This window comes from Edaphobacter modestus, from assembly GCF_004217555.1.
Taxonomy (GTDB): Bacteria; Acidobacteriota; Terriglobia; order Terriglobales; family Acidobacteriaceae; genus Edaphobacter; species Edaphobacter modestus.
Map to the genome: position 1 here is coordinate 4,561,370 of NZ_SHKW01000001.1, position 21,807 is coordinate 4,583,176.

The following is a 21,807-nucleotide window of genomic DNA, read 5'->3' on the forward strand; positions in this document are numbered from 1 at the left end:
GTGTCCTCGAAACCTTTTCGAGAAAGCCAGCTAGTAGCTTTTAGCCGTTAGCTTTTTAGCTGACGGCTGGAGCTAACAGCTAGAAGCCGCTGTTTCGGGCCTGTAGCTCAGTTGGTTAGAGCGCACCCCTGATAAGGGTGAGGTCGGTAGTTCGAATCTACCCAGGCCCACCACCTTTATCGCAAACTATCAGCTATGCTGGTAGTGATGGGGCTGTAGCTCAGTTGGGAGAGCGCCTGCTTTGCAAGCAGGATGTCATCGGTTCGATCCCGGTCAGCTCCACCATCACAGCAACTCGAATAAGGAAGAAGCGATGTCTGCTTGAGGTTGAGATTCTGCGCAAGCGGAGTTTGAACCTTGAGCAGGAATGCTCGAGCCGCCTCAGGGCGAGACAGCGACAGTAAGTCGCTTGACGATTTTTGACAACTGAATAGATTGGGTAAATATAACTACAAGGCTGAGCAGCATGTCTTCGGGTAGTTTCCGGAGAAAGCTGTCAATCAGTGTTGAGTGTCTTTAGAATATTCAGTATCGGCAATCAGATCCCAGTAAGTTGAGGATATGGTTGTGGCGATACAGGCGAATGGACAATGTAGATTGCTTGTAAGTCGTGGAGGTAGTCACTCTACTGCGTGCGAGTAAATTCTATGGTCAAGCTACTAAGGGCGCACGGTGGATGCCTTGGCAGAAACAGGCGATGAAGGACGTGGCAAGCTGCGATAAGCTTCGGGAAGCCGCACACAGGCGTTGATCCGGAGATTTCCGAATGGGGAAACCCACCCAGGCAAAACCTGGGTATATCCAACTGAATTCATAGGTTGGAATAGGCGAACGGAGGGAAGTGAACCATCTCAGTACCTCCAGGAGGAGAAAGAAACCTCGATTCCGAAAGTAGTGGCGAGCGAAATCGGAACAGCCCAAACCCGTACTATTTCGGTAGTTCGGGGGTTGTAGGGCCTGCAACAGTAGAGTTACCAATCTGGTCGATAGTCGAAGCTTCTGGAAAGAGGCTCCATAGAGGGTGACAGACCCGTAGACGAAATTGATCCAGACTCGAAGCAGGTACCTGAGTAAGGCGGGGCACGAGAAACCCTGCTTGAATCCACGGGGACCATCCCGTAAGGCTAAATACTCGTTTCTGACCGATAGTGAACCAGTACCGTGAGGGAAAGGCGAAAAGCACCCCTTTGAGGGGAGTGAAAAGTACCTGAAACCGTGTGCCTACAAGCAGTGGGAGGACTATGCCCGTAAGGGAATGTCTGACCGCGTGCCTATTGCATAATGAGCCGGCTAGTTATTCTTGTCAGCAAGGTTAAGCGTGAGCGAGCCGCAGCGAAAGCGAGTCTGAATAGGGCGATAAGTTGGCAGGAATAGACGCGAAGCGGGATGATCTACCCTTGGCCAGGTTGAAGGTGGGGTAACACCTACTGGAGGACCGAACCGGTGTTTGTTGAAAAAAGCTCGGATGAGCTGAGGGTAGGGGTGAAAGGCTAATCAAATTCCGTGATAGCTCGTTCTCTCCGAAATAGCTTTAGGGCTAGCCTCGGGTGATTTGGATTGGTGGTAGAGACATGATTGGACTAGGGGGCTTTCCGGCTTACTGAATCCAGCCAAACTTCGAATGCCAATTACAACCAGCCCGGGAGTCAGACTGTGGGGGCTAAGCTTCACAGTCGAGAGGAAAACAGTCCAGACCGCCTGCTAAGGTCCCCAAATTATAGTTAAGTGGGAAAGGAAGTCGGAACGCTCAGACAGCCAGGAGGTTGGCTTAGAAGCAGCCATCCTTTAAAGAAAGCGTAATAGCTCACTGGTCAAGCGGTCCGGTGCCGACAATACAACGGGGCTAAAACTATATACCGAAGCAGCGGATGCACACTTTGAGTGTGCGTGGTAGGAGAGCATTCTCACAGCGATGAAGTCAGACTGAGAAGACTGATGGAGCGTTGAGAAGAGACCCTGCCGGCATAAGTAGCGATAAGGAAGGTGAGAACCCTTCCCGCCGAAAGTCTAAGGTTTCCTGAGGAAGGTTAATCCGCTCAGGGTTAGGCGGTCCCTAAGCTGAGGCCGAAAGGCGTAAGCGATGGATATCCGGTTAATATTCCGGACCTCCCAGTTTTTCGTTATCACGATGGGGTGACGCAGAAGGATAAGCAGGACCTCCTATGGCTATGGGGTTCGATGCGCGTAAGCTGGTTTTCCTAGGCAAATCCGGGAAGACTTAACAGTGAGGTGCAAAGCAGTAAGCCGTATGGCTGAAAGCTGCTGATTTCATGCTGCCAAGAAAAACCTCTAAGGAGAGAGATTGGGAACCGTACCACAAACCGACACAGGTAGACGAGGAGAATATCCAAAGGCGCTCGAGTGAAAGCTTGTTAAGGAACTCGGCAAATTAGACCCGTAACTTCGGGAGAAGGGTCGCCCCCTGGGTGAAAGCCTGGTGGGGCCGCAGTGAAACGCGTACGGCGACTGTTTAACAAAAACACAGGTCTCTGCAAAGTCTAAAACGACGTATAGGGGCTGACTCCTGCCCGGTGCCGGAAGGTTAAAGGGAGAGGTTAGGGCGCAAGCCCGAAGCTTTGAACTGAAGCCCCGGTGAACGGCGGCCGTAACTATAACGGTCCTAAGGTAGCGAAATTCCTTGTCGGGTAAGTTCCGACCTGCACGAATGGAGTAACGATCGTACGACTGTCTTAACGAGTTGCTCGGCGAACTTGTAGTACCGGTGAAGATGCCGGTTACCCGCAGCTAGACGAAAAGACCCCGTGCACCTTTACTATACTTTTACTGTGAGTTACGGCAATTGCTGCGCAGGATAGGTGGGAGGCTTTGATATCGGATTCTCGGATTCGGTGGAGCCAACGGTGAGATACCACCCTGCGATTGTTGTGATTCTAACCTCCTCCCGTGATCCGGGAGAGGGACATAGTAAGACGGGTAGTTTGACTGGGGCGGTCGCCTCCTAAATTGTAACGGAGGCGCGCGAAGCTACACTCAGGTCGTTTGGAAATCGACCGTCGAGTGCAAAGGCATAAGTGTGGTTAACTGCGAGACCTACAAGTCGAGCAGATGCGAAAGCAGGCCTTAGTGATCCGGTGGTTCTGTATGGAAGGGCCATCGCTCAACGGATAAAAGGTACGCCGGGGATAACAGGCTGATCATTGCCAAGAGTTCATATCGACGCAATGGTTTGGCACCTCGATGTCGGCTCATCACATCCTGGAGCTGTAGAAGGTTCCAAGGGTTAGGCTGTTCGCCTATTAAAGTGGTACGTGAGCTGGGTTCAGAACGTCGCGAGACAGTTCGGTCTCTATCTGCTGTGGGCGTAGGAGATTTGAAGAGGGCTGTCCTTAGTACGAGAGGACCGGGATGGACGAACCTCTTGTGTTCCAGTTGTCTTGCCAAAGGCACGGCTGGGTAGCGAAGTTCGGTTGTGATAACCGCTGAATGCATATAAGCGGGAAGCACGCTCTAAGATGAGATCTCCCAACCCGTAAGGGAAATGAAGGGCCCAGGAAGACCACCTGGTTGATAGGCTGGATGTGGAAGCGCAGTAATGTGTGAAGCTTACCAGTACTAATCGCCCGTTCGGCTTGTCCATAGAATTTACTCTGCGCAGTGAGAAGCATTGTCCACTGTTCTAAGAGATTCTCGACACAAGCCATGTAGTTATACGCTAGGTAACGTCTACTCAATCTATTCAGTTGTGAAGTATCGCGCGAGCGACATTTCTCAAGTTTGCCGGTGAGTTTACCGCGAGGGTCACACCCGTTCCCATCCCGAACACGGAAGTTAAGCCTCGTTGGGCCGATGGTACTGCACGCGTAAGTGTGTGGGAGATTAGGTGATCGCCGGCATAATTTAAAGAAAGCCCCATCTTCGGATGGGGCTTTTTGCGTTCTCCATCAAGATGGTAGTCACTGCTCTCTGTTGATGGAAGTCCTTGCTTTCTGCTGATAAACCAATTATTTCTCTGACGGAAGTTACTGCTTTCTGTTAATAGAACCGCTGCTTTCTAATGAGTGATAGGAATGGCTGCTTAGCGTTGAGGATCGGATCTTCGCCGCGTTAAGGCCGGACCGTCGCCGCGTTGGGGGGCGAATCGACACTTAGCGTTGAGAATTGGATTGGTGCTTCCTCGAAAATTGAATTACCACTTCAGGTTTCTTCGAGATGGAATCACTAGTTATGTTTGAGGATTGGATTGCTGCGTTACGTTGAGAATGAAATCGCTGCGCCGTTTTCCGTCTTCGCTTTCCTCGACGCCGTCCTATTTTTGTTTGCTTCAGATTTTCGTTTTCTTTGGGGATCGCGTTAGTCTCGATACGCCCTTCCTTTGAGCTGTTGCGTTCCGAAATGAGCCACTGGGCTACCGCACCTCCCATCATTTTCTGAGCTCGCGATTTTTCTTTCATGGATCATTCCTAAAACTCCTGCTTTTCCGATCGTCCATCCTCTTCTTTCTGCCTGATTGCCGTTTGGTCCCTGGCTTTTCTTCCCACTATCTCGCTTTCCAGAAAGAGAGAGGAGGAGCTGGCGTCGGCTGGGAGAGCCTTCGTTTCTGCTGGAGCCTGCGGGAGTTCGGCAGGGTGTGGATTGCAGTCAGGTTCAGGGGGTGCGTTCAGGTTGGCGTAGGCCGTCGGGAGCGCCAGGTTGAGACCGTCTTCGGTGGTGGCGATGGAGCGGACGATCTCTTCAGCTTTGGGTTTGGGTGCGAGGCGGCGGACGTTTACGGATGCGAGCTGGAGACCGTAGAGGAGAGCCTTCGCTTTGTCGGCTCTCAGGCTTCCCGTGGCAAGGGCGTTGATGACGACGGAGATTGCGAGCTGGATGGATTCGGCGTCTTCGAGCGCGTGCAGCTTGATGTCGTATTGCGGGCAGAGTCCTCTTTCTGTGGTTCTGCTGAAGCGATAGCTCTTGTGGCGTTCGTGCAGGCGCTCATGGAAGAAGCAGTAGTTGCTGTAGTCGAGTGCCGGTGATTTGCACTGGGTTCCGTTGGTCTTGAGGTGACGACATAGAGGTACTCTCATTTTGATTGTTTTGTCTCCTGAAGGACCGGGGTACCCTCCCCGGCGGTTTTTTATGTAAATCATTTGGTTCCATGGTTTTGTGCGATTTGCACAGGGTAAAATATTGATAACACGTGGTTTAGTGGTAAAAATATTGATTCGAAAGAGGAAAGCCCCGGGAATCAGTCCCGGGGCTTTCGTTTTTCTTTCAGTCAATTCCAGTGTAGCGAATGGAGTGAAACTAATCGGCACTTTTATGTTGTTGACTAATCATGGTTTAGAAGGGGATAGGGCTTGACAGGTTTTGAGTTTGCTTGGAAGGCTACCTGCGCGGTCGCAATTTCGGGGGAGATGATCTCAGATTGTTGCGCTGTATTCTCTGAATCTGCGGCACTGGAGAGAAACCGGAGGTTTCCTCGACTGCGCTCGGAAGGACACGTTGTTCGCACATCTTTATGGCCCAAGCGGGGATCCTGGCTTCCGTCAGGTTTACCTGCGTGAGAGGTCAGGAAGTCTTAGGGCTGTATCTGTGCTGAATGCAATCAACTCTGCCATCCAGTACAGCGTTATGCTGCCGCCAAGTGCAAAGTTATACTGGTCATCCAGTGCCAACGGAATGCTGCCACCTTCGGCGATCCAAGGGGGTGCGCAAAATCTCATCTGCGCCGAAGGCGTGCGGTGGCGCAGCCGCGATTCGATCAGAACGTGGTCGGATCATGCGCGGAGAGTAAGGTGCGGATAGCCGACCAATCGCTCGGAATGTGCCGTTGGGCTCTGCACTTCTACGCGTGCCGCGTCGTAAGGCCGACATTCTCCAACCCCTCCGTTCTACCACTGCTGCTGTTGACCTTCCCGCAGAAGCACACCTATCATTTCCGTCCGTGGCCATTCTTTTCCGACGGCCGGGGCGTCGAAGCCCATCAGGAATCTATGGCCGGAAAGGATTCACTATGCTATGGAAAGCTGATCCAACGTTTTATCCTTCTCCGAAGCTGGCCGCGCAGGCACCCCCTGAAAAGCTGGCTTATGTAGTGGCGTTCAACCCCAGGGGCGATGGCAAACCGGACGCGCTGATCGTAGTGGATGTGGACCCCGCGTCCGGCACCTATGGGCAAATAGCAGGCCGGACGGACATGCCCAACGCGGGAGATGAGTTGCATCACTTTGGCTGGAACGCGTGCAGCTCGGCGCTTTGTCCGTATGCCGCGCATCCGCACCTGGAGCGGCGCTATCTGATTGTGCCCGGGTTGCGGTCGTCGCGCATTCATATTCTGGACGTCAAAGACGATCCGCGGCAGCCGAAGATCGTGAAGGTGATTGAGCCGGAGGAGTTGGCGCGGCGCACGGGCTACAGCCGACCGCATACCATCCACTGCGGGCCCGATGGCGTTTACGTGAGTGCGCTGGGCGCTCCGGATGGCGAAGGGCCGGGCGGAATCTTCGCACTGGACCACTACACGTTTGAGCCGCTTGGCCGGTGGGAGGTGGAACGCGGCAAACAGTATTTGAGCTACGACTTTGCCTGGCACCTGGGCTATGACACCGCCGTAACCAGCGAGTGGGGCACGCCGAGAATGGTGGAGAGCGGAGTTATTCCCGAAGAGTTGCTGGCGGGCAAGTACGGCCACCACTTGCACTTCTTCGACTTGCGCAAGCGGCGCTTAATCCAGACGATTGACCTGGGCGCGGAATGTCAGATGGTTCTCGAACTCCGCCCGGCGCACGATCCGACGAAAGCTTACGGATTCGCGGGCGTCGTCCTTTCGCTTAAGGACCTATCAAGCTCCATCTGGCTTTGGTTCAGAGACGGAGAGAACTGGAACGCCAAGAAAGTTATCGAGATCCCAGCCGAACCAGCAGCTGCGGAGTTGCTTCCTCCGATTCTAAAAGGGTTCAGTGCCGTTGCTCCGCTGCTGACCGACATCAACCTTTCCGTGGACGACCAGAGACTCTACGCCTCCTGCTGGGGCACGGGCGAGAGTCGGCAATATGATGTTTCCGATCCGCATAATCCGAAGCTGATCGGCTCAATTCATCTGGGCGGAATTGTGCGGAAGACACCGCACCCGAATCGTCCCGGCAAGACACTGAATGGTGGTCCACAGATGGTGGAGTTGAGCCGTGATGGGAAGCGCGTTTACTACACCAATTCACTGTATGGGGCGTGGGACAAGCAGTTTTATCCTGAGGGTTTTGATAGCTGGATGGTGAAGGTGGATGTGAAAGCGGATGGCATGACCCTGGATCCGAAGTTCTTCCTCGAATTCGGAGACCTGCGTGGCCATCAGGTGCGGTTGGAAGGCGGCGACGCATCGTCGGATTCGTACTGCTATCCGTGAGCGACGGGTTGCCCTGGGGGGTGTTGGGCGTATTAGTCCTTCTTGGGGCTTACCATGGCGTGAATCCGGGGATGGGATGGCTGTTCGCGCTGTCGCTGGGTCTGCAGCAGCGAAGTCGTAAGGCGGTGCTGCGGGCGTTGGTGCCTATTGCGCTGGGCCATGCAATTGCGATCGCGCTGACGCTTGGGGTTGTCAGTTTGCTGGAGTTCAAGATTCCATTTGCAACCCTGAAGTTTCTGGTCGCGGCGATCTTGTTCGCGCTGGGTCTGTACCGCGTGTTTCGCTCCCGACATCCCCGCGGGGCGGGAATGCGGGTGGGCTTTCGGGATCTGACGGTGTGGTCCTTTCTGATGGCGTCGGCGCACGGGGCGGGATTGATGCTCGCTCCCGTACTGCTGGCGACCCCGTTGCAGGGGATGCACCATTCGATGAATAGCAGCGTGGCTTCGAATAGCGGCGTGGCTTCCAGCGTGGCTGGAATCGCGCCTTCCCTGTTAGCTCTGGCCGTATTGGTTCACACGGTCGGTCTGATTCTTGTCGCAGGGGTGGTGGCGATTCTGTTCTATCAATTTTATGAGAAGCGGGGACTCGGCTTGCTACGGCATACGTGGTTCAACTTTGACCTGCTGTGGGCGTTTGCGTTGATCATTGCGGGAGTGGCCGCGCTGGTGGTTTAGGTGCCGGTTCGTCAAGGTGGCTGGTTGTGCTGACTACTTTCGAGATTGCTGCTGGATCACGGGCAATCCGCACCTTACTGCCTGTTTGCTCCGACCGGAATCGCCATGCCGCCACGGACCGCTGGATTTGGCAATCGAGACCGCTTCGAATCAAATGGCAAGATTGGATTGCACCGAGCGACGGAGCTGCTGCTGGAGGACGTGGCCTACGCTGAGCAATCCGTAGAGCATCTTGTGAGAGTCCGGGTTCGAGCCACGGTGGCGCTACCATAGGTACCGGCAATAAAACTCCCTGCGATGTTCAACGAAAAAGCCTCTCCGATTCTCGGAAAGGCTTTTCGGCGAAACTCTGACTACCAGTTATGCTCTTCCAAACTTCCGTCTCACGACACCCAGAATGCCTAGGGCTCCTGTACCGAACAGGGCCAGGGAAGAGGGTTCCGGCACGGGAGATGCCTGGAAAGTCGAGTCACTTACGCTCGACAGAGCGAAGTTGCCGTCGTTCGTTCCATAGACAGCTTCTCCCAGCGTGGCATCGACGCTGTTGAAAAGCGACGGCCCCGTAACCGGCCCAATCCCGGTCGAGAGGCTGTATGACGAAAGCGCGGGATTGGCCGTGTAAATAAGCGCGAAGTCATTCGTATTATCGCCAAATCCGGCGATGCCGGAGCTCTGGTTGGCGAAGACCTGAATGTCATCGGTAAACGTTCCGCTTGCAACACCGGCAATGCTGAACGTCACTGGCAGCGAAAGAGCAAAAATCCCTCCGCCTTCGTTGATTATCCCGGAGGAATTTCCCGTGCCCGATATGGTCACGAGGGCATCGGTAAAGGTCTCTGCTCCGATGCTTCCACTTGCAGTGAAAGTATCGGTATAGGTGATCGATTCGGCAGATAGGGCAATTGGTGCGGCAAAGATGCTTGCTACGGCTAACAGACGAAGTACGTGCATTTACGAAGGCCCCTCCCCAGAGGCTGCGATTAACTTCTCATGCGGATATTAAACGGGGAATAATTCCAGTAACGTAACTTGTGTGCAAATATTTGCAAACAAAGCACTTATCTGTGCCTTGCTCAGCTCTGCACGGTTAAAATGGCTGTACTTTAGTTGCAGGCAACGCTCGCACTCGCGTTTTGCTAGTGGCGATCGACTCGCGCTCGATGCGAACTGCGAAACCGATATCGAGGTTGGATTCACATCGTCTGCGCCTTCGTGCGCAGAGCTGTGTTCCAGGAGCCCACCCATGGCGCAGCCTCTCGCAGTCAGGTTGTGTCTACAACGGAAGGCCGACGCGCCGCACCAATCGACCAAAGCGCGGGTCGGAGCGCAATGGGTCCATGCAGGGATCTATTTTGAGATAGGTAAGCCCTTTATCGCGTGCATCGTAGGATTTTTCCAACCATGTGAAGGCCTCATCCTTTTCACCCAGTCCGGCATAGACCAGCGCTATTTCGTATCTCCCGATACCATTTTTTTTCACGTGCTCTTCGAGCTTCACAATCGTCCCGCGCGCTTCGCTTACTCGCTCCATTCGAGCGTAAACATTACCCATATGGCCTAAGGCGTGCGGTTGATCGCCCAGCTTCTGGAATTCTCCGACGGCTTTTCCATACATGCCTTTCTGCGCATAAATGACACCCGATTCGAACGGAAAGAGAAAGTTAGGAGGGTGGGGTTCCAGCACATGTGCCCTTTGAAGCTGTGAAAGCGCCCGGTCATATTGGCGAGCAAAGTAGTAGACGATTCCGGCACTATAAAACGAGCGGCTGGAAACAGGATCGAGGTCAAGAACCTGCTTTACCTCCGCAATCGCCTCTGGCAACCGACCTAGGCGCTGAAGGTAAAAGGCATACGTGGTATGGACGGATGCCAGGTTCGAATTGAGCTCAAGCGCTCGCTGGAGCTCCTTTTCCGCATTGGTCCAGTCCCAGCTAAGATTCATCACGGCGTTGGCAAGCTCGGCGTGGCCCTGGGGCAGAGAATGATCCAACTCAATCGCCTTGGTCGCTTCGGATTTCTGCCTGGGAAACGCCTCGGTATAAGCCAGCCAGCCAGCTTCCCCCATCCATCCGTAGCCATTGGCCAATGCGGCATGCGCCCGCGCGTAGCTGGGATCTTCGTCGATAGCCTTCTGCAAATAACCGACGGCGCTTTTCGGATCTCCCTGGTTCAGAAGGTAAATGCCCTGCAGGTACAGATCGTGGGCCTCCCTGTTGACAGGGCTTGCACGTGCCAGACGTGCTTGCTCCTGCGGCGTTACGTTTATGCTGATCTCGTCCGCAATGGCTTGTGCCACCTCGCCCTGCAATGCCAGAACACTGGTAAGGTCGCGCACGTAGTTATGGGCCCAGATGTGATCATCAGTCCTGGCATCGATCAACTGGACGGTGATGCGCACCTGGTTACCCTCGCGCACAACGGACCCTTCCACGATCGCACCCACTCCGAGTTCGCGGGCGATTTCGGGTAGGGTCTTCTTCGTGCCCTTATATGTCATCGCCGAAGTCCGGGAGATGACGCGCAACGCGGAAACCTGGCCCAGGTCGGCAGTCAATTCTTCCGTTATGCCGTCAGCGAAGTAGTCCTGGCCCGAATCGCCGGAGAGATTTTCAAGGGGCAGGATCGCGATGGACCTAATCTCCCTCCCTCCATCTGAATCCTTAAACCAGCTTTTGAAGCCCGCGTAACCGATTATGGCAATGAGGCCTAGCCCCAGTAAGACGCCGACCAGAACGCGCGATTTCTCTCCGGAGAGACGGGGTGGCTCGTGGATCTCCGCCTTGGGCATCTCCTCGGACGCTACCGGAGCGGGGGTTTCTTTTGCGATGGCTGGGGACTCGGTTTCGACGGATGGCTGGGCCGATGCTTCCAGTGATTCCCATTGGAACTTCGGCACATAAGACCCGATCGGAAGTTCGATGCGGACTGCCGGTTTTTTTCCCGATTCCTGATAGTACTGGGCCAGCTTTCTTCGGACCTCGGTCGCTTTGACCCGGACCACCGCGTCATTTGAGGTGTCGTAGTCGATCGGACGTCCGAACATCTCGGCTCCAATCATTCGTTCGCGGAGGGAATCGAATCGCCCAGCCAGCGCATGCTCCACGATCAATTGGAGAAAGTCCTGAGCGCGCTTGCTTCCCCCAAACGCGCGACTCGTGATCACCTCTTTGAGATGATCGCGCACCAAACCAACCTCTTCCGGACTAAGTCCATCCGGCATCGAAACTGGATCGGTTGACGACATACGCCTCTTAGTTTTCTGTTTGAGGTGACTTTATCACAGCAAACGTCCCCTTGAATTGAGAGCAAACGGTCTGCAACCGCACGCTAAGCCTATGAAAATACAAGCCACCATTCATAAGGCTCCAACATACTGTTCCGAACTGTTTTCGAACATTCCACCCGCACCGCAAGCGATGCTTTCATAGCTGGCAGAGCGTCCGACCGCAACAGTTCTTGCAGACAAAGAAACAACTCGAGTGCCGTCACACCGCAGAACTCTTCTACATCAGCGATTTTTGGCATAAACGAGGAAGCATGGCCGGCGGTCCGGTAGAGCGACCGGCCCACAGAAGCGGAACTCAAACAACGTCCGGAAAGAGCCCTTGCACCTTCAGCGATACCTCGACAGCGCGCAACTGGACGAAGACATCTTTGATTTGTCGGAGGCGCCCTGCCCGCGCTGATGTATGTGCCACACCTTGCGACAGATTGCACCGTTATAGCCACCGGCGCGACTGGGACGGGCACGGAGTTGGTCGCGAGGGTCCTTCACAGGTTGTCCTATGGTTCCTCCCGGGCGTTCATCCGCGTACCTTGCGCGACGATTCCGCCTCGGACGGCCTGCTTGTAGCTCTCGCACGTGCCTTGGGTTAATTCGAAGGAGGCGAAATTTGAATATGTTCGGTTCAGTGCGGCGACGCCGCAAGACTCCAAGGCTGGGCGATAGCTTTGGAAACTGGATGAAGTCTCCGTGGGCGCCGTCTGGCCCGGATGCCTGTGACTACCGCTTTCTCGCGCTCCAACCGATCTTCAATCGCCGGAGAAAGATCTTCGGTTACGAAGCACTGTCTCGTTCGGGATGGGATAACCGGTTTACTGGAGACTCCGACGCGGCGACGAAGATGATGGTTGGCGACTGGATGTTTCATGGACTCGACGAACTCACAGGAGGCCATCGCACCTTTCTGAACTGCACACGGGATGCATTGGTCCGAGGGTTGTTGACACGGCTTCCGCCTTCGACCGTGCTTGAGCTTCTCGAAACGGTTGAGCCAGACAAAGAGGTTCTGGCTGCCTGCCGCAGAATGAAAGCCTTGGGCTACCAGATTGCGCTCGATGACTTTCAGCATTGCGAAAAAATGGAAGGACTGCTCGCGCTGGCAGATTATGTCAAGGTCGATTTTCGGCTCTCCGATAAAGAGGAGCGCAGGGAGATTATTCGTCGCCTGAAGAGTAATGCCACGATGCTCGTGGCGGAAAAAATCGAAACAAACGAAGAATTTGAAATGGCTCTTGAAGAAGGATTCCGGTTATTTCAGGGATATTATTTGGCGCGTCCTAAGATCTTTTCAAAGCGCAAAATTTCTACTCACGGTGTGAACCATCTCCGTCGGCTGGCAGCACGGAGCTAGTTCCTTCCCATTCCGTGTGAGAAAGTGACCGAGCCGGCGAGGCAGAAGCCTCCCCTCTGCTACCGGTTGTTGCATACCGTTGTTGTGCCTGGTGAACTCAGCAGATTCAGCAGCTATGGAAGAGAAAAATCAAGCCTTCCAGGAGGATACAAATGCGTTCCGATCTGGTATTCGAAGCAATGGCGCATGTTTCAAGTCGCTTCTTGCTAACCAAGCTCGTCTCGAAGACAACCCGCAAATTTCACAAACCAAGTACTCGCATACAGGACACGACGAACGCTGTCCTTGCGCGCTTCAGTCATGCCAACCATATGGCAACCGTGCAGTGTATCCCGCAACGGACGACCGTTCCGCCGCGCCGCGCAAGCTGAGACGCAGACCTTATGCAAACGCCAAGCGCTCTTTACTGAGTGAAGGGTGTCAGCCTCGGAACGCGGTTGGATCAAATGCAATCGATCTACTGGATGGACCAGGAATGAAAGAGGGGAACATGCTGGAACCGATGCAAATCTTTGACGAAAGAGCCGCAACCAATATCTTGACCGAAGAGATGCGCGGTCTGTACCTGTTTTCGTTCTTACTAACCGCTGACAACGATATTGCTGGGCAATGTTATGTCTCCGGGTTGGGCGAGTGCGTGGAGGGAATCAGCGTCTTCATGGATTGGGCGCGCTCCTGGGCGCGTCGCACGATTCTCGAGCATGCAATACGGATGATCATGCCCGCGCCAGAGCACACGGATACCCTGTCGTTGATCAGCCTCAAAGGGGCGACAACATCAGGAAAGTACAGCCTCTTTGCGGCGATTGTCGGACTCAGTGCCTTCGAGCGTTTTGTCTTCGTCATGTCGGTTCTCGAAAAGCACTCCGACGAAGATTGCTCAATGCTTCTAGGATGCTCGCGGCGGGATGTCATGATTGCCCGCGAGTTGGCACTCAAGCGTCTTGTAAACACGGAGGATGGCTATGACCAATCCGCGTGGGCTGCGCGATCTTTTGCACCCGATGGATTATTAGCGTAGCGCGCAATTCCCCAAGCAGGGGTGCGAACCGGTGTGAACACCCAGCGACCGAGCCGTTACGGCCAGCAGCGCCGAGAGACGGGGTATCTTTCGCAGCCGCTGACGTGCCGACTTCATCCCCGCCTGGCTGGCACTCAGTAGCAGGGAAGGAGTAGAGCCCGCTGATAGTCGGGCTCTACGTGATCTTCAGGGGAGAGCGTTTGGCCTCCCGCGTCCTCCCTGACACTACGCCAAGCCTCCCATCAAGGGATCGGTGAAGCTGGAACGGCCGGTTTCAACGCGCCCTGCAAAACGTGCTTCAGCCGTGGAGCCCTCCGCCTGTACCGAGAAGTCGTACCAGCCATGGCTCTTGTCCAATGGAAGCGTGATCGAGCTCTCATGAGTTGCTTCAAGCGTCTTACTCGTGCTGCCGGTCTTGTAGGAGTTGTCCTTCACCGCAACCTTGAGCGGATGCGGGCCGATGTTGCGCAACAGAACCTGTATATTCCCGGTCGGTTGCGTTCCGCGCCGCTCATACGTTGTTTGCACCTGAAGTCCAGGCATATGTGCGTCGCCCGAGAAGGAGCGGTAGAAGCCGTTCGGTCCATGCACGTCGATGGAGTAGCGCCCATCCGCAAACAGCGACAGCGGAAACTCCTCATGCAACGTGTCGCCGGCCTTCACGGCATAGCTCGCGGCCATCATCGTCGGCTCGCCCTTCTTTCCGCCGCCCTTCTTAGTCCGCAGATACACGTTGAACGGCGCACCGGCTGAGCGACTGCCGTGAATCTCATTCCCCGCCTTCATACTGAGCTTGAACGTGCTCCGATCCTCGCTCAGTCCACCCTCCGCATAGAGTTCATACGGCAGCGCGCACGATGACCGAATCCCCGGCTCCTGGTGCGGTTGAGCCTCGGCGTTTGTTAGATTATGGTTGATCGCTTCGATATCCGCAGGCGTCAATGCCTTGTAGTTCGCCGGCACCTCCTTGTAGCGAGCCTGCTGGATGCTGACGACAAACTTGTCGCGATCCAGGAAATCGAGCTTCGGCTCCTTGGCATCATGCGGCCGGAAGCAGGAGGTCAGATCGCCGGAGATGGCGCGCCGCCACGCACTGATGTTCTCCTCCTTCACTGTCTTGCCATACTTCTTCTGCACAAAGTCCTCAAGGAACATCAGCGTCGAGGTGTGGTCGAACACCTGCGAGTTCACCCAGCCGCCGCGGCTCCATGGAGAGGCAACGATCGTTGGAATACGGAAGCCCATGCCGATGGGGCCGGAACGCGCCTCCTTCTCCGGAACGCCCTGGTCCAGTTCGTCCTGCGCCGAGGTGTACTCGATGCCCGTATCGATGCCGGCCGAAGCCCTGCCGGTGCTCGGCCGCTTCGGATCGGCAGCGACAAACGAAGGCGCGTGATCGAAGTACCCATCGTTCTCGTCGTAGGTCAGGATGAAGATCGTCTTCTTCCACACCTCGGGATTCTTCGTCAGGATGTCCATCACCTCCGACACATACCACGCTCCATACCACGGCGACGTGGGATGATCCGAGAAGTGCTCCGGCGCGCTGAGCCATGAGATCGTCGGCAGCTTGCCTTCGTCCACATCCTTGCGGAATTGGTGCAGGATGTCTCCCTTCGGCACCTTCATCTGCTGCAGCTTACCTCCGTCTTCAAACGTGATCGTATCCAGCGTCCGATAGTGGGGATCATTCGCGTTCGTCATAAAGGCTGCCTCGTGCAGCTCGCGCTGTTGCTGGCTGAGCTGCTTGTACCGTGCCTCTCCGCTGTTCGCGAGCGTTGCCTTCAGCTTCGCCATGCGCTTCTGCTCGCTCGCAAGCCGCGTGCGCAACTGCGCCAGCGTGTCCGGCTCCGACGCCTCGGACAGCGCACCCTCCGTCTTCGCCATCTGATCGTTTAGCGTCGCAATCTGTTGCTGCAGCGCAAGCCCGGCGCCCGCATAGGCCTCCACGTTATAGGCCGCGAAGTTCTCCAGCAGGTTGCAGCCGAAGTTCGAGAGCCAGGACCCCTCTTCCTTCGTGAGTCCGCCGGTGGTGGTCAGCTCGTTCTGGTAGAACTTCCACTTGATCCCCGCCTCCTGCAGCCGCTCCGGATACGTCTTCCAGGTCATGCCGCCGACCAGGATCTCGTTGTTGCGCATGTATACCTTGGAGTCGGCGCGCTGCTGATCGCGCACCGTTCCGGTCCAGAAGCAGCTGCGATTGGGCGTCGTGCTGGTCATCACCGAGCAATAGCTCTGGTCGCACACTGTGAAGGCGTCTGCCAGCGCGTAGTAGAACGGAAGGTCCTCCCGCGTGTAATGTCCCATGGTCAACGGGAGTGGCGCGTACTCGGAAGAATAGGACCGCTTGGCCTCCAGCCACCCGTTGTGCTGCCCCCCGTTCCAGGCATCGACCTGGCTATGCCGGCTATGCGGAACCGATCCCATCCAGGTGATCCGCGTGTCCTGGATATCCAACCGCCAGGGAGCGTACGAGGTGCCCGCAGCATCCGTCTGCACAAAGACGGAGTTGCCGTTCGCCAGACGCAACGCGCGCGGATCGTTGAAGCCGCGAACTCCCTGCAGCATGCCCAGGGCATGGTCGAACGAACGATTCTCCTGCATAAGGATGACGATATGTTCCGCATCCATATAGGTGGAGCCCGGCGCCGGCTCGATGGCAAACGCCCGTTGTATAGAATCCGGAATCAACCCGGATGAGCCCGCTGCACCAGATAACATCGCTGCAACTTTAAGAAAATCCCGCCTTGTGTGTCGTACCATGCGTTCATCTTTTCACGGGGAGCATGGCTGCTTGATGAAAGATGGATTGATGGAAGCATCGGTTGAGAACGTCGCTCCTGCCTGCAGAATGCTCAAGGAGCTGAATGCCTGTGAGGTATTTTCGCATTGCATCTCCGAGAAGCCCACAAAGGGGACCGATTGACCGCTACCACGGTGGAGAGTAGCATTCGTCGGCAACGGGAGAGAAGTCTATGCCGGCTCACGATTATGACGTGATCGTAGCAGGTGGTGGCTTGGGCGGTTCCGCACTGGCCAAAGTTATGGTCGATGCTGGCGCGCGAGTCCTGATTCTGGAGCAGGAGGCGCGCTTCAAAGACCGCGTCCGCGGCGAATTCCTGCCCCCCTGGGGAGTCGCCGAAGCGAGGCGGCTTGCCCTTGAGGACACGCTACAAACATGCGGATGTTGGGCCCCCTACCTGGAGATGGGCTTAGGTCAGGCTCGCGACCTGGCAGCCACAACCCCGCAGGCTCTGCCTGCCCTTGGCTTCAGCCATCCAGAGATGCAGGAAGCGTTGCTCCAGACCGCCGCTACAGCAGGCGCTCATGTCCGGCGTGAAGTAACGGTCATCGCCATCGAGCCCGGCAAGCAGCCGCGGGTCAGGTTCCGCGACTCCGGAGGTGCTGAGACGCTCTCGGCGAGGATCGTCGTCGCATCGGATGGGCGTAATTCAGCCGCTCGCAAGTGGGCAGGATTCGCCGTCACGCGCCAGACCCATCCTGTTCTGTTTGCAGGGGTGTTGCTCACTGGTCTGGCTATGCCGCACGATGTGGCCCATTACTTTTTCAACCCCGCGATGGCTACGGTGGTTGGCTTAGTCTACGAAGGCGGCGATCGCTTTCGAGCCTACCTGGCCTATCCAGCTGAGGAGACGGAACGTCTGCAGGGCGAGCAGGCTTTGCCACGATTTCTCGACTACTCACGACGAACCACGTCATTTCCCGGCTTCTATGACGGCTCTCTTCGCAGCATCGGCCCACTTGCATCTTTTACCTGCGATGAAGACTGGGTCGAACATCCCTACTCCAATGGCGTCGCCCTCATCGGCGATGCCGCCGCCACCAGCGATCCGACGTACGGCCAGGGTATGTCCCTCACGCTGCGTGACGTGCGGACGCTCATCGAAGCACTCCTCGGCAACAGCGACTGGGACAGCGCCGGCCATGATTATGCCACCGAACACCAACGTTATTTTTCGGTGATCCACTCTTCCTGCGAATGGCTGAGACAGCTCTTTCAGGAGCAAGGTCCAGAGGCTGACCGGCGACGTGCGGCCGCCATGCCACTGATCCAGGAAGACCCTACCAGAATCCCAGACCATATCATCAGCGGACCCGAGCTACCGATCGACGAAGGTGTGCGTGCGCGCTTCTTCGGCGAGCCAGCTCAGGCTGCGCGGCAGGTTGGATAGCTGAGCTGCCGCCCAGCGGATCGGTGTCGGACTGCTGGATCCCAAATCTGCGAGAAGCCGGTTTTACGGACACTTGACCGCCCATGACCTGGCTTGTCATTTGAAACGTTCTGGCAGACGATGGCGATATGAAGATGTTTGCGTTCGTACTTGTCGCCGCCATTCTTGAAGCATCGGGCGATGCTATCTTGCGTCTGGCGCTGCACCATCAATCTTTGCCGAGTCGAGTGTGTCTGTTCCTTCTAGGCTCGGTGCTCCTGGCGCTCTACGGCACCTCGCTCAATCTTGCGCCGGTCGACTTTGCAACTGTGACCGGGGTGTATGTCGCCACGGTGTTCGTCGCCTTTCAGGTAAATAGTTATCTCTTCTTCCATCAGATTCCTTCGCCACCAATTTACGTCGGTGGCGCACTCATTATTTCGGGAGCGATGGTCGTAACGCTATGGAAGTAGCAGAGGCGAACCGATCTGCAGCCGGGACTCTTGACGGAAAGTCGCTTGTCGGACAGGTGACTAAGCGAAGCTTTGCTCCCAATCACGGGCATGCATGTAAGTCATCATAAAAATAAAAACCTCACACACCGTGGTGAATGAGAACGTTGCCCTGTTTACATCGCGGACAATCTTTACCTGGAGTGGAGATCGATTGCGTCCGTGCCATCCACGGTAAAAGACGGCCTAACCATCGATGGGCGCTGCGAGAAGAAAGATTTATCGCGCGGCAGCGTTCGGCGAGCAGGCTGCAAAAGCGAAATACCCTCTTCTGAAGGCATGGCACGCAGGGTCGGATTCAGGCATACTGTCTCCGGCAAGTATCCGTTGAGTGGTAAGCCATGAAACTGCTCCTGTTCACGGGATGGGCTTTGTCGAGCGTGCTGGGACTGATGGCGCAGGACACGCCATCGGCTCATGATGAGCCCGTTCCAACCTTGCACGTGTATGCGGATCTTGTTCAGATGCCAACGCTAGTTCTGAGCCAAAATCGAAAGACAATTGAACCCCGGATTGACGAACGGAGATTTTCCATCCGTGTCGACTCCGGACCATGGTTCCAGGTCACCCATGTTCGTCCAGAGGGAAACGATCCGGTCTCGCTTTCGATTCTGCTCGATCCCAGCGCGATGGATCTCATGCCGAATCTAAGTCAAGAGATTGCGGACCTTGTCCCGAACTTCCTGGCTCCTCGAGATCACGTCTCCCTCTATGGCCTGGGGTGTGGTCTCACTCGATCCCTTGACGATAAACCGGCCGACAATGCAAGACTTCTTGATCGTGTGGATGCACTTGTGAAGCCGTGGATGGTTCCCAGAGGGAAGGAACCGCATTGCACGCAGCAGCCCGTTTATCTGTGGGACGCCCTGGGATTTATCGCCACTCAGATGAAGGGGCTACCCGGACGAAGGGTCATTCTGGTCCTATCGGATGGGCGCGATAAGGGAAGCGTGCGTAAATGGAATGAAGTACGGGCCTATGTTCAGGTCGCCGGTATCGCAGTGTTTGGTATTACGATGCCGCTTCGCAGCTCTTCCGTAATAGTTCCTATATCGAGTGGCAACGATGTGTATCCGTTTCTGTCGATCTGTGAGCTGAGTGGAGGCATACTGATGCCGACAACGCCCGAGCTGATGGAGGCGACGCTGCTACGAGCCATGGCCATGCTGCGCGAACGTTACATCCTGGAGTTTCCACGACCTTCGAACTCAACCCAGGGGGTGCACGGCGTAGAAGTAAGGATTGCGGGTGGGGACAAATACTACGTCAGGCCCACCGGCGTCACCGTGCCCCTTCCGGATGACTCCGTCTTGAAAGATCCAACGACGGTTCCGTCGGATCCTTCACGTGCACCGGAGCAGGGGAATCGCCGCGTTCTGACCCGGCCAGAATAGGTCCAAAGTGTTCGCGCTTCCAGCGTACGTTTGAGAATTCGAGTTTCGTAACGGTCTTCTCAAGGCTTCGGTTATTTGTTGCGAACGGTGGCGTCGCGATCGGCGGCGGCTTTGTCGGCGTCGCGCTCGGCATCACGCAGACGGCTGTCGATCTCGGAGCTGGAGAGTGGATGCCCTCCGGGACTGGTTCCGCTGCGGGAGCCGTCCGCGCCGATAGTGATGCGGGTTCCGTCCTTGCCGCGGTAGGTTTTGGAGCCGTCCGCCCCTGCGACGTAGCGGGTGCCATCGGCACCCTGGTAGATGCGGGAGCCATCGGTTGCGGTGGTGAGGCGGGTTCCCTTATTGACATAAACGCTGGATCCGTCGGTGTTGACGTTGATGTGAAGGCCGTTCTTGTCGGTGATGATGGAGGAGCCGTCGCTGCTCTTTATGTTGATGCCGCTCTTCCCGATGATGACCGATGAGCCGTCGTTGTCCCGGATGGAGATGGGCGCCGGCGGCGTGGGCGGCATGGGGGGCATGGGGGCGATGGAGGCCTTTTTGAGGGAGATATCTCCCTGGCTGGTTGAGATGCGGACGAGCGGACCCCCTTTGCCGACGGTGCCGTTGTAGCTTTTGTGATTGCTGTCGTCCTTACCCTGCTCGGGAAGGGCGAAGTCGTTTTGGAGATCGCCGTTGGTGGTTTCTGCCTGGATGGAGAAGCTGGCCTTTTCGGGGAGGGTGAGGTCGACGGAGCCGTTGCGATTCTCGATGGTGATATTGCCGAGCGGCGGCGCACTGGTGAGGTCGACGGAGCCGTTGCGATTGGTGATGGAGGCATCGCCGGAGATGCGCTCGAGGGTGACATTCTTGTTTCCGGTGGCGAGGGTGAAGGGACCGGCGGCGCGGTCGGTGGAGATGTCGGAGGAGCTGATCTCTGTTTCGCCGTCGAGGCGGGCGAAGCGCATGTCGGTGCGGCTGGTGTGGAAGCGAACGTTGCCGGTGATGTGCTCGAGATGGGTGGTTCCGAAGAACTCACCGTTCATGGCGGCGGGTCCGGAGATGTCAGAGAAGGTGAGATCGCGGGCGCGGCCTTCGACGGTGACGGGTCCGGTGGCGCTGTGGACCGAGAAGGAGGAGTCGCCATTGTTGATGCGCGTGTTGATGGGCCCGGAGATGGCGGTGAGAGAGACATCGCCGTGGTTTGCGGTGACGGTTACGGGAGCCTTGATGGAGGCGACGTGGATGTCTCCGCGATTGGCGGTAACGGTGATGGGAGCGGAGGCGGGGAGGGTGATGCTGAGATCGGCGCGGGCACCTTCGATGGAGGGGACGGTGAGGCGCAGAGTTGAGGTGGAGCTATCAGTGTCGAGTTTGGGAGAGAGCTGCTCCGCGCGTGTGTCGGCCTCGGAGTCGGAACGGGTGTAGACCTGTTTGTGGATCTGGATGTGAATCTGCTGATCGTCGCTGGTTCCGGCGATGACGACGTCGCCGCGTGGGTTGTTGACGGTGAGGCCGGTTCCGGTGGGCAGGGCCTGGGAGAGAGTCTGGTCGCTTTCGTGTTTGTCGCCTAGAAACTCGTCCATGTTGTCGGGGTTGAGGTGGAAGGTTCGGCTGAAGGCTCCGCCTCGAAAACCCGAGAAGGTGACGCCGAGGATTCCGATGAGGAGCAGGAGAGTGAAGACTCCGCCGCCGAGATAGCGTCGGCGGTATTGGGGCTCACCGGAGTGGAAGTACTGGTCCCATCCCCACTCGAGGAGCATGATGACACCGACGCCGATGAGCAGGAGAGGCCACCAGTGCCCGTACCAGTCCCAGAAGAAGCGGGCCGACATGCGGCCGGTCTGGATAAGGAAGAAGACGATGCCGGTGGCGATGATGAGCAACGGACCGACGAGGGATGTGCGCCGGGTCGCGCGAAGCTGGGCGCGATAGGCGGCCTGCTGAGCACGGTAATAATCGCGCTGGAGGCGTGCCTGCTCCCTTATGACGCGACGCTGATAGCGCCAGTCGCCCTGGGGCGGAGGGTACGGTCCTGGAGGTGGAGGATAGGGCGGTGTCTGGTTTGCCATG

Annotated in this window: 13 protein-coding genes, 2 tRNA genes and 2 rRNA genes; 12 read left to right on the top strand and 5 right to left on the bottom strand. The window is 56.4% G+C overall.

The window, feature by feature from the left end; translation table 11 throughout:
• Positions 1-96 precede the first annotated feature (96 nt).
• From BDD14_RS19260 to rrf, 4 genes are all read left to right on the top strand, one after another.
• Positions 97-173 (top strand) — tRNA-Ile (locus BDD14_RS19260).
• A gap of 36 nt (positions 174-209) precedes the next feature.
• A tRNA-Ala gene (locus BDD14_RS19265) sits at positions 210-285 on the top strand.
• A 364-nt stretch (positions 286-649) separates the two neighbouring features.
• A 23S ribosomal RNA gene (locus BDD14_RS19270) occupies positions 650-3,598 on the top strand.
• 139 nt (positions 3,599-3,737) lie between these two features.
• Positions 3,738-3,854: ribosomal RNA gene (gene rrf, locus BDD14_RS19275) — 5S ribosomal RNA — on the top strand.
• Between the two features lie 567 nt (positions 3,855-4,421).
• Here rrf and BDD14_RS19280 read toward each other — a convergent pair.
• Positions 4,422-5,027: a hypothetical protein gene (locus BDD14_RS19280; protein WP_130420315.1), complete on the bottom strand. Its 606-nt coding sequence runs from the start codon at positions 5,025-5,027 to the stop codon at positions 4,422-4,424.
• Positions 5,028-5,956: 929 nt separating this feature from the next.
• Here BDD14_RS19280 and BDD14_RS19285 point away from each other — a divergent pair.
• Positions 5,957-7,345: a selenium-binding family protein gene (locus tag BDD14_RS19285; RefSeq protein ID WP_130420317.1), complete on the top strand. Its 1,389-nt coding sequence runs from the start codon at positions 5,957-5,959 to the stop codon at positions 7,343-7,345.
• On the top strand, positions 7,342-8,022 hold the full coding sequence (locus BDD14_RS19290) for a hypothetical protein (RefSeq protein ID WP_242618067.1): 681 nt from the start codon (positions 7,342-7,344) through the stop codon (positions 8,020-8,022). The genes BDD14_RS19285 and BDD14_RS19290 overlap by 4 nt, the downstream gene beginning before the upstream one ends.
• 360 nt (positions 8,023-8,382) lie before the next feature.
• Here BDD14_RS19290 and BDD14_RS19295 read toward each other — a convergent pair whose 3' ends face one another.
• Both BDD14_RS19295 and BDD14_RS19300 read right to left on the bottom strand, forming a co-directional pair.
• The gene (locus tag BDD14_RS19295) at positions 8,383-8,973 is read right to left on the bottom strand and encodes a PEP-CTERM sorting domain-containing protein (protein WP_130420319.1); all 591 of its coding nucleotides are present in this window, start codon (positions 8,971-8,973) and stop codon (positions 8,383-8,385) included.
• 322 nt (positions 8,974-9,295) lie between these two features.
• Entirely contained in the window at positions 9,296-11,266 is a 1,971-nt protein-coding gene (locus BDD14_RS19300) for a TPR end-of-group domain-containing protein (RefSeq protein WP_130420321.1), read from the bottom strand.
• A gap of 441 nt (positions 11,267-11,707) precedes the next feature.
• Between BDD14_RS19300 and BDD14_RS34580 the strand changes: the two genes are divergently transcribed.
• The 3 genes from BDD14_RS34580 (at position 11,708) to BDD14_RS33135 (ending at position 13,677) form a co-directional block, all read left to right on the top strand.
• Positions 11,708-11,875, top strand: coding sequence for a sigma 54-interacting transcriptional regulator (locus BDD14_RS34580; RefSeq protein ID WP_130420323.1), 168 nt, complete (start codon positions 11,708-11,710; stop codon positions 11,873-11,875).
• Between the two features lie 271 nt (positions 11,876-12,146).
• On the top strand, positions 12,147-12,656 hold the full coding sequence (locus BDD14_RS31955) for an EAL and HDOD domain-containing protein (RefSeq protein ID WP_165420163.1): 510 nt from the start codon (positions 12,147-12,149) through the stop codon (positions 12,654-12,656).
• 115 nt (positions 12,657-12,771) lie between these two features.
• On the top strand, positions 12,772-13,677 hold the full coding sequence (locus BDD14_RS33135) for a hypothetical protein (protein ID WP_242618068.1): 906 nt from the start codon (positions 12,772-12,774) through the stop codon (positions 13,675-13,677).
• A 225-nt stretch (positions 13,678-13,902) separates the two neighbouring features.
• Here BDD14_RS33135 and BDD14_RS19320 read toward each other — a convergent pair whose 3' ends face one another.
• The gene (locus tag BDD14_RS19320) at positions 13,903-16,440 is read right to left on the bottom strand and encodes a phosphocholine-specific phospholipase C (RefSeq protein WP_130420327.1); all 2,538 of its coding nucleotides are present in this window, start codon (positions 16,438-16,440) and stop codon (positions 13,903-13,905) included.
• A gap of 212 nt (positions 16,441-16,652) precedes the next feature.
• On the opposite strand from BDD14_RS19320, the gene BDD14_RS19325 reads away from it, so the two are divergent.
• From BDD14_RS19325 to BDD14_RS19335, 3 genes are all read left to right on the top strand, one after another.
• On the top strand, positions 16,653-17,870 hold the full coding sequence (locus BDD14_RS19325; RefSeq protein ID WP_130420329.1) for an FAD-dependent oxidoreductase: 1,218 nt from the start codon (positions 16,653-16,655) through the stop codon (positions 17,868-17,870).
• 128 nt (positions 17,871-17,998) lie between these two features.
• Complete coding sequence (locus tag BDD14_RS19330) at positions 17,999-18,322, top strand: hypothetical protein (RefSeq protein WP_130420331.1); 324 nt, start codon at positions 17,999-18,001, stop codon at positions 18,320-18,322.
• Positions 18,323-18,702: 380 nt separating this feature from the next.
• The gene (locus BDD14_RS19335; protein WP_130420333.1) at positions 18,703-19,755 is read left to right on the top strand and encodes a vWA domain-containing protein; all 1,053 of its coding nucleotides are present in this window, start codon (positions 18,703-18,705) and stop codon (positions 19,753-19,755) included.
• A gap of 71 nt (positions 19,756-19,826) precedes the next feature.
• Here BDD14_RS19335 and BDD14_RS19340 read toward each other — a convergent pair whose 3' ends face one another.
• Positions 19,827-21,806, bottom strand: coding sequence for a DUF4097 family beta strand repeat-containing protein (locus tag BDD14_RS19340; protein WP_130420335.1), 1,980 nt, complete (start codon positions 21,804-21,806; stop codon positions 19,827-19,829).
• Between the last annotated feature and the right edge of the window lies 1 nt (position 21,807).

Bases quoted from the DNA above. Each gene is read 5' to 3' on its own strand.
- BDD14_RS19330 (WP_130420331.1), top strand. From the start codon at position 17,999: ATGAAGATGTTTGCGTTCGTACTTGTCGCCGCCATTCTTGAAGCATCG.
- BDD14_RS19335 (WP_130420333.1), top strand. From the start codon at position 18,703: ATGAAACTGCTCCTGTTCACGGGATGGGCTTTGTCGAGCGTGCTGGGA.
- BDD14_RS34580 (WP_130420323.1), top strand. From the start codon at position 11,708: ATGTATGTGCCACACCTTGCGACAGATTGCACCGTTATAGCCACCGGC.
- BDD14_RS19340 (WP_130420335.1), bottom strand. From the start codon at position 21,806: ATGGCAAACCAGACACCGCCCTATCCTCCACCTCCAGGACCGTACCCT.
- BDD14_RS19280 (WP_130420315.1), bottom strand. From the start codon at position 5,027: ATGAGAGTACCTCTATGTCGTCACCTCAAGACCAACGGAACCCAGTGC.
- BDD14_RS19325 (WP_130420329.1), top strand. From the start codon at position 16,653: ATGCCGGCTCACGATTATGACGTGATCGTAGCAGGTGGTGGCTTGGGC.
- BDD14_RS19300 (WP_130420321.1), bottom strand. From the start codon at position 11,266: ATGTCGTCAACCGATCCAGTTTCGATGCCGGATGGACTTAGTCCGGAA.
- BDD14_RS19320 (WP_130420327.1), bottom strand. From the start codon at position 16,440: ATGGTACGACACACAAGGCGGGATTTTCTTAAAGTTGCAGCGATGTTA.
- BDD14_RS19295 (WP_130420319.1), bottom strand. From the start codon at position 8,973: ATGCACGTACTTCGTCTGTTAGCCGTAGCAAGCATCTTTGCCGCACCA.
- BDD14_RS31955 (WP_165420163.1), top strand. From the start codon at position 12,147: ATGATGGTTGGCGACTGGATGTTTCATGGACTCGACGAACTCACAGGA.
- BDD14_RS19285 (WP_130420317.1), top strand. From the start codon at position 5,957: ATGCTATGGAAAGCTGATCCAACGTTTTATCCTTCTCCGAAGCTGGCC.
- BDD14_RS33135 (WP_242618068.1), top strand. From the start codon at position 12,772: ATGGAAGAGAAAAATCAAGCCTTCCAGGAGGATACAAATGCGTTCCGA.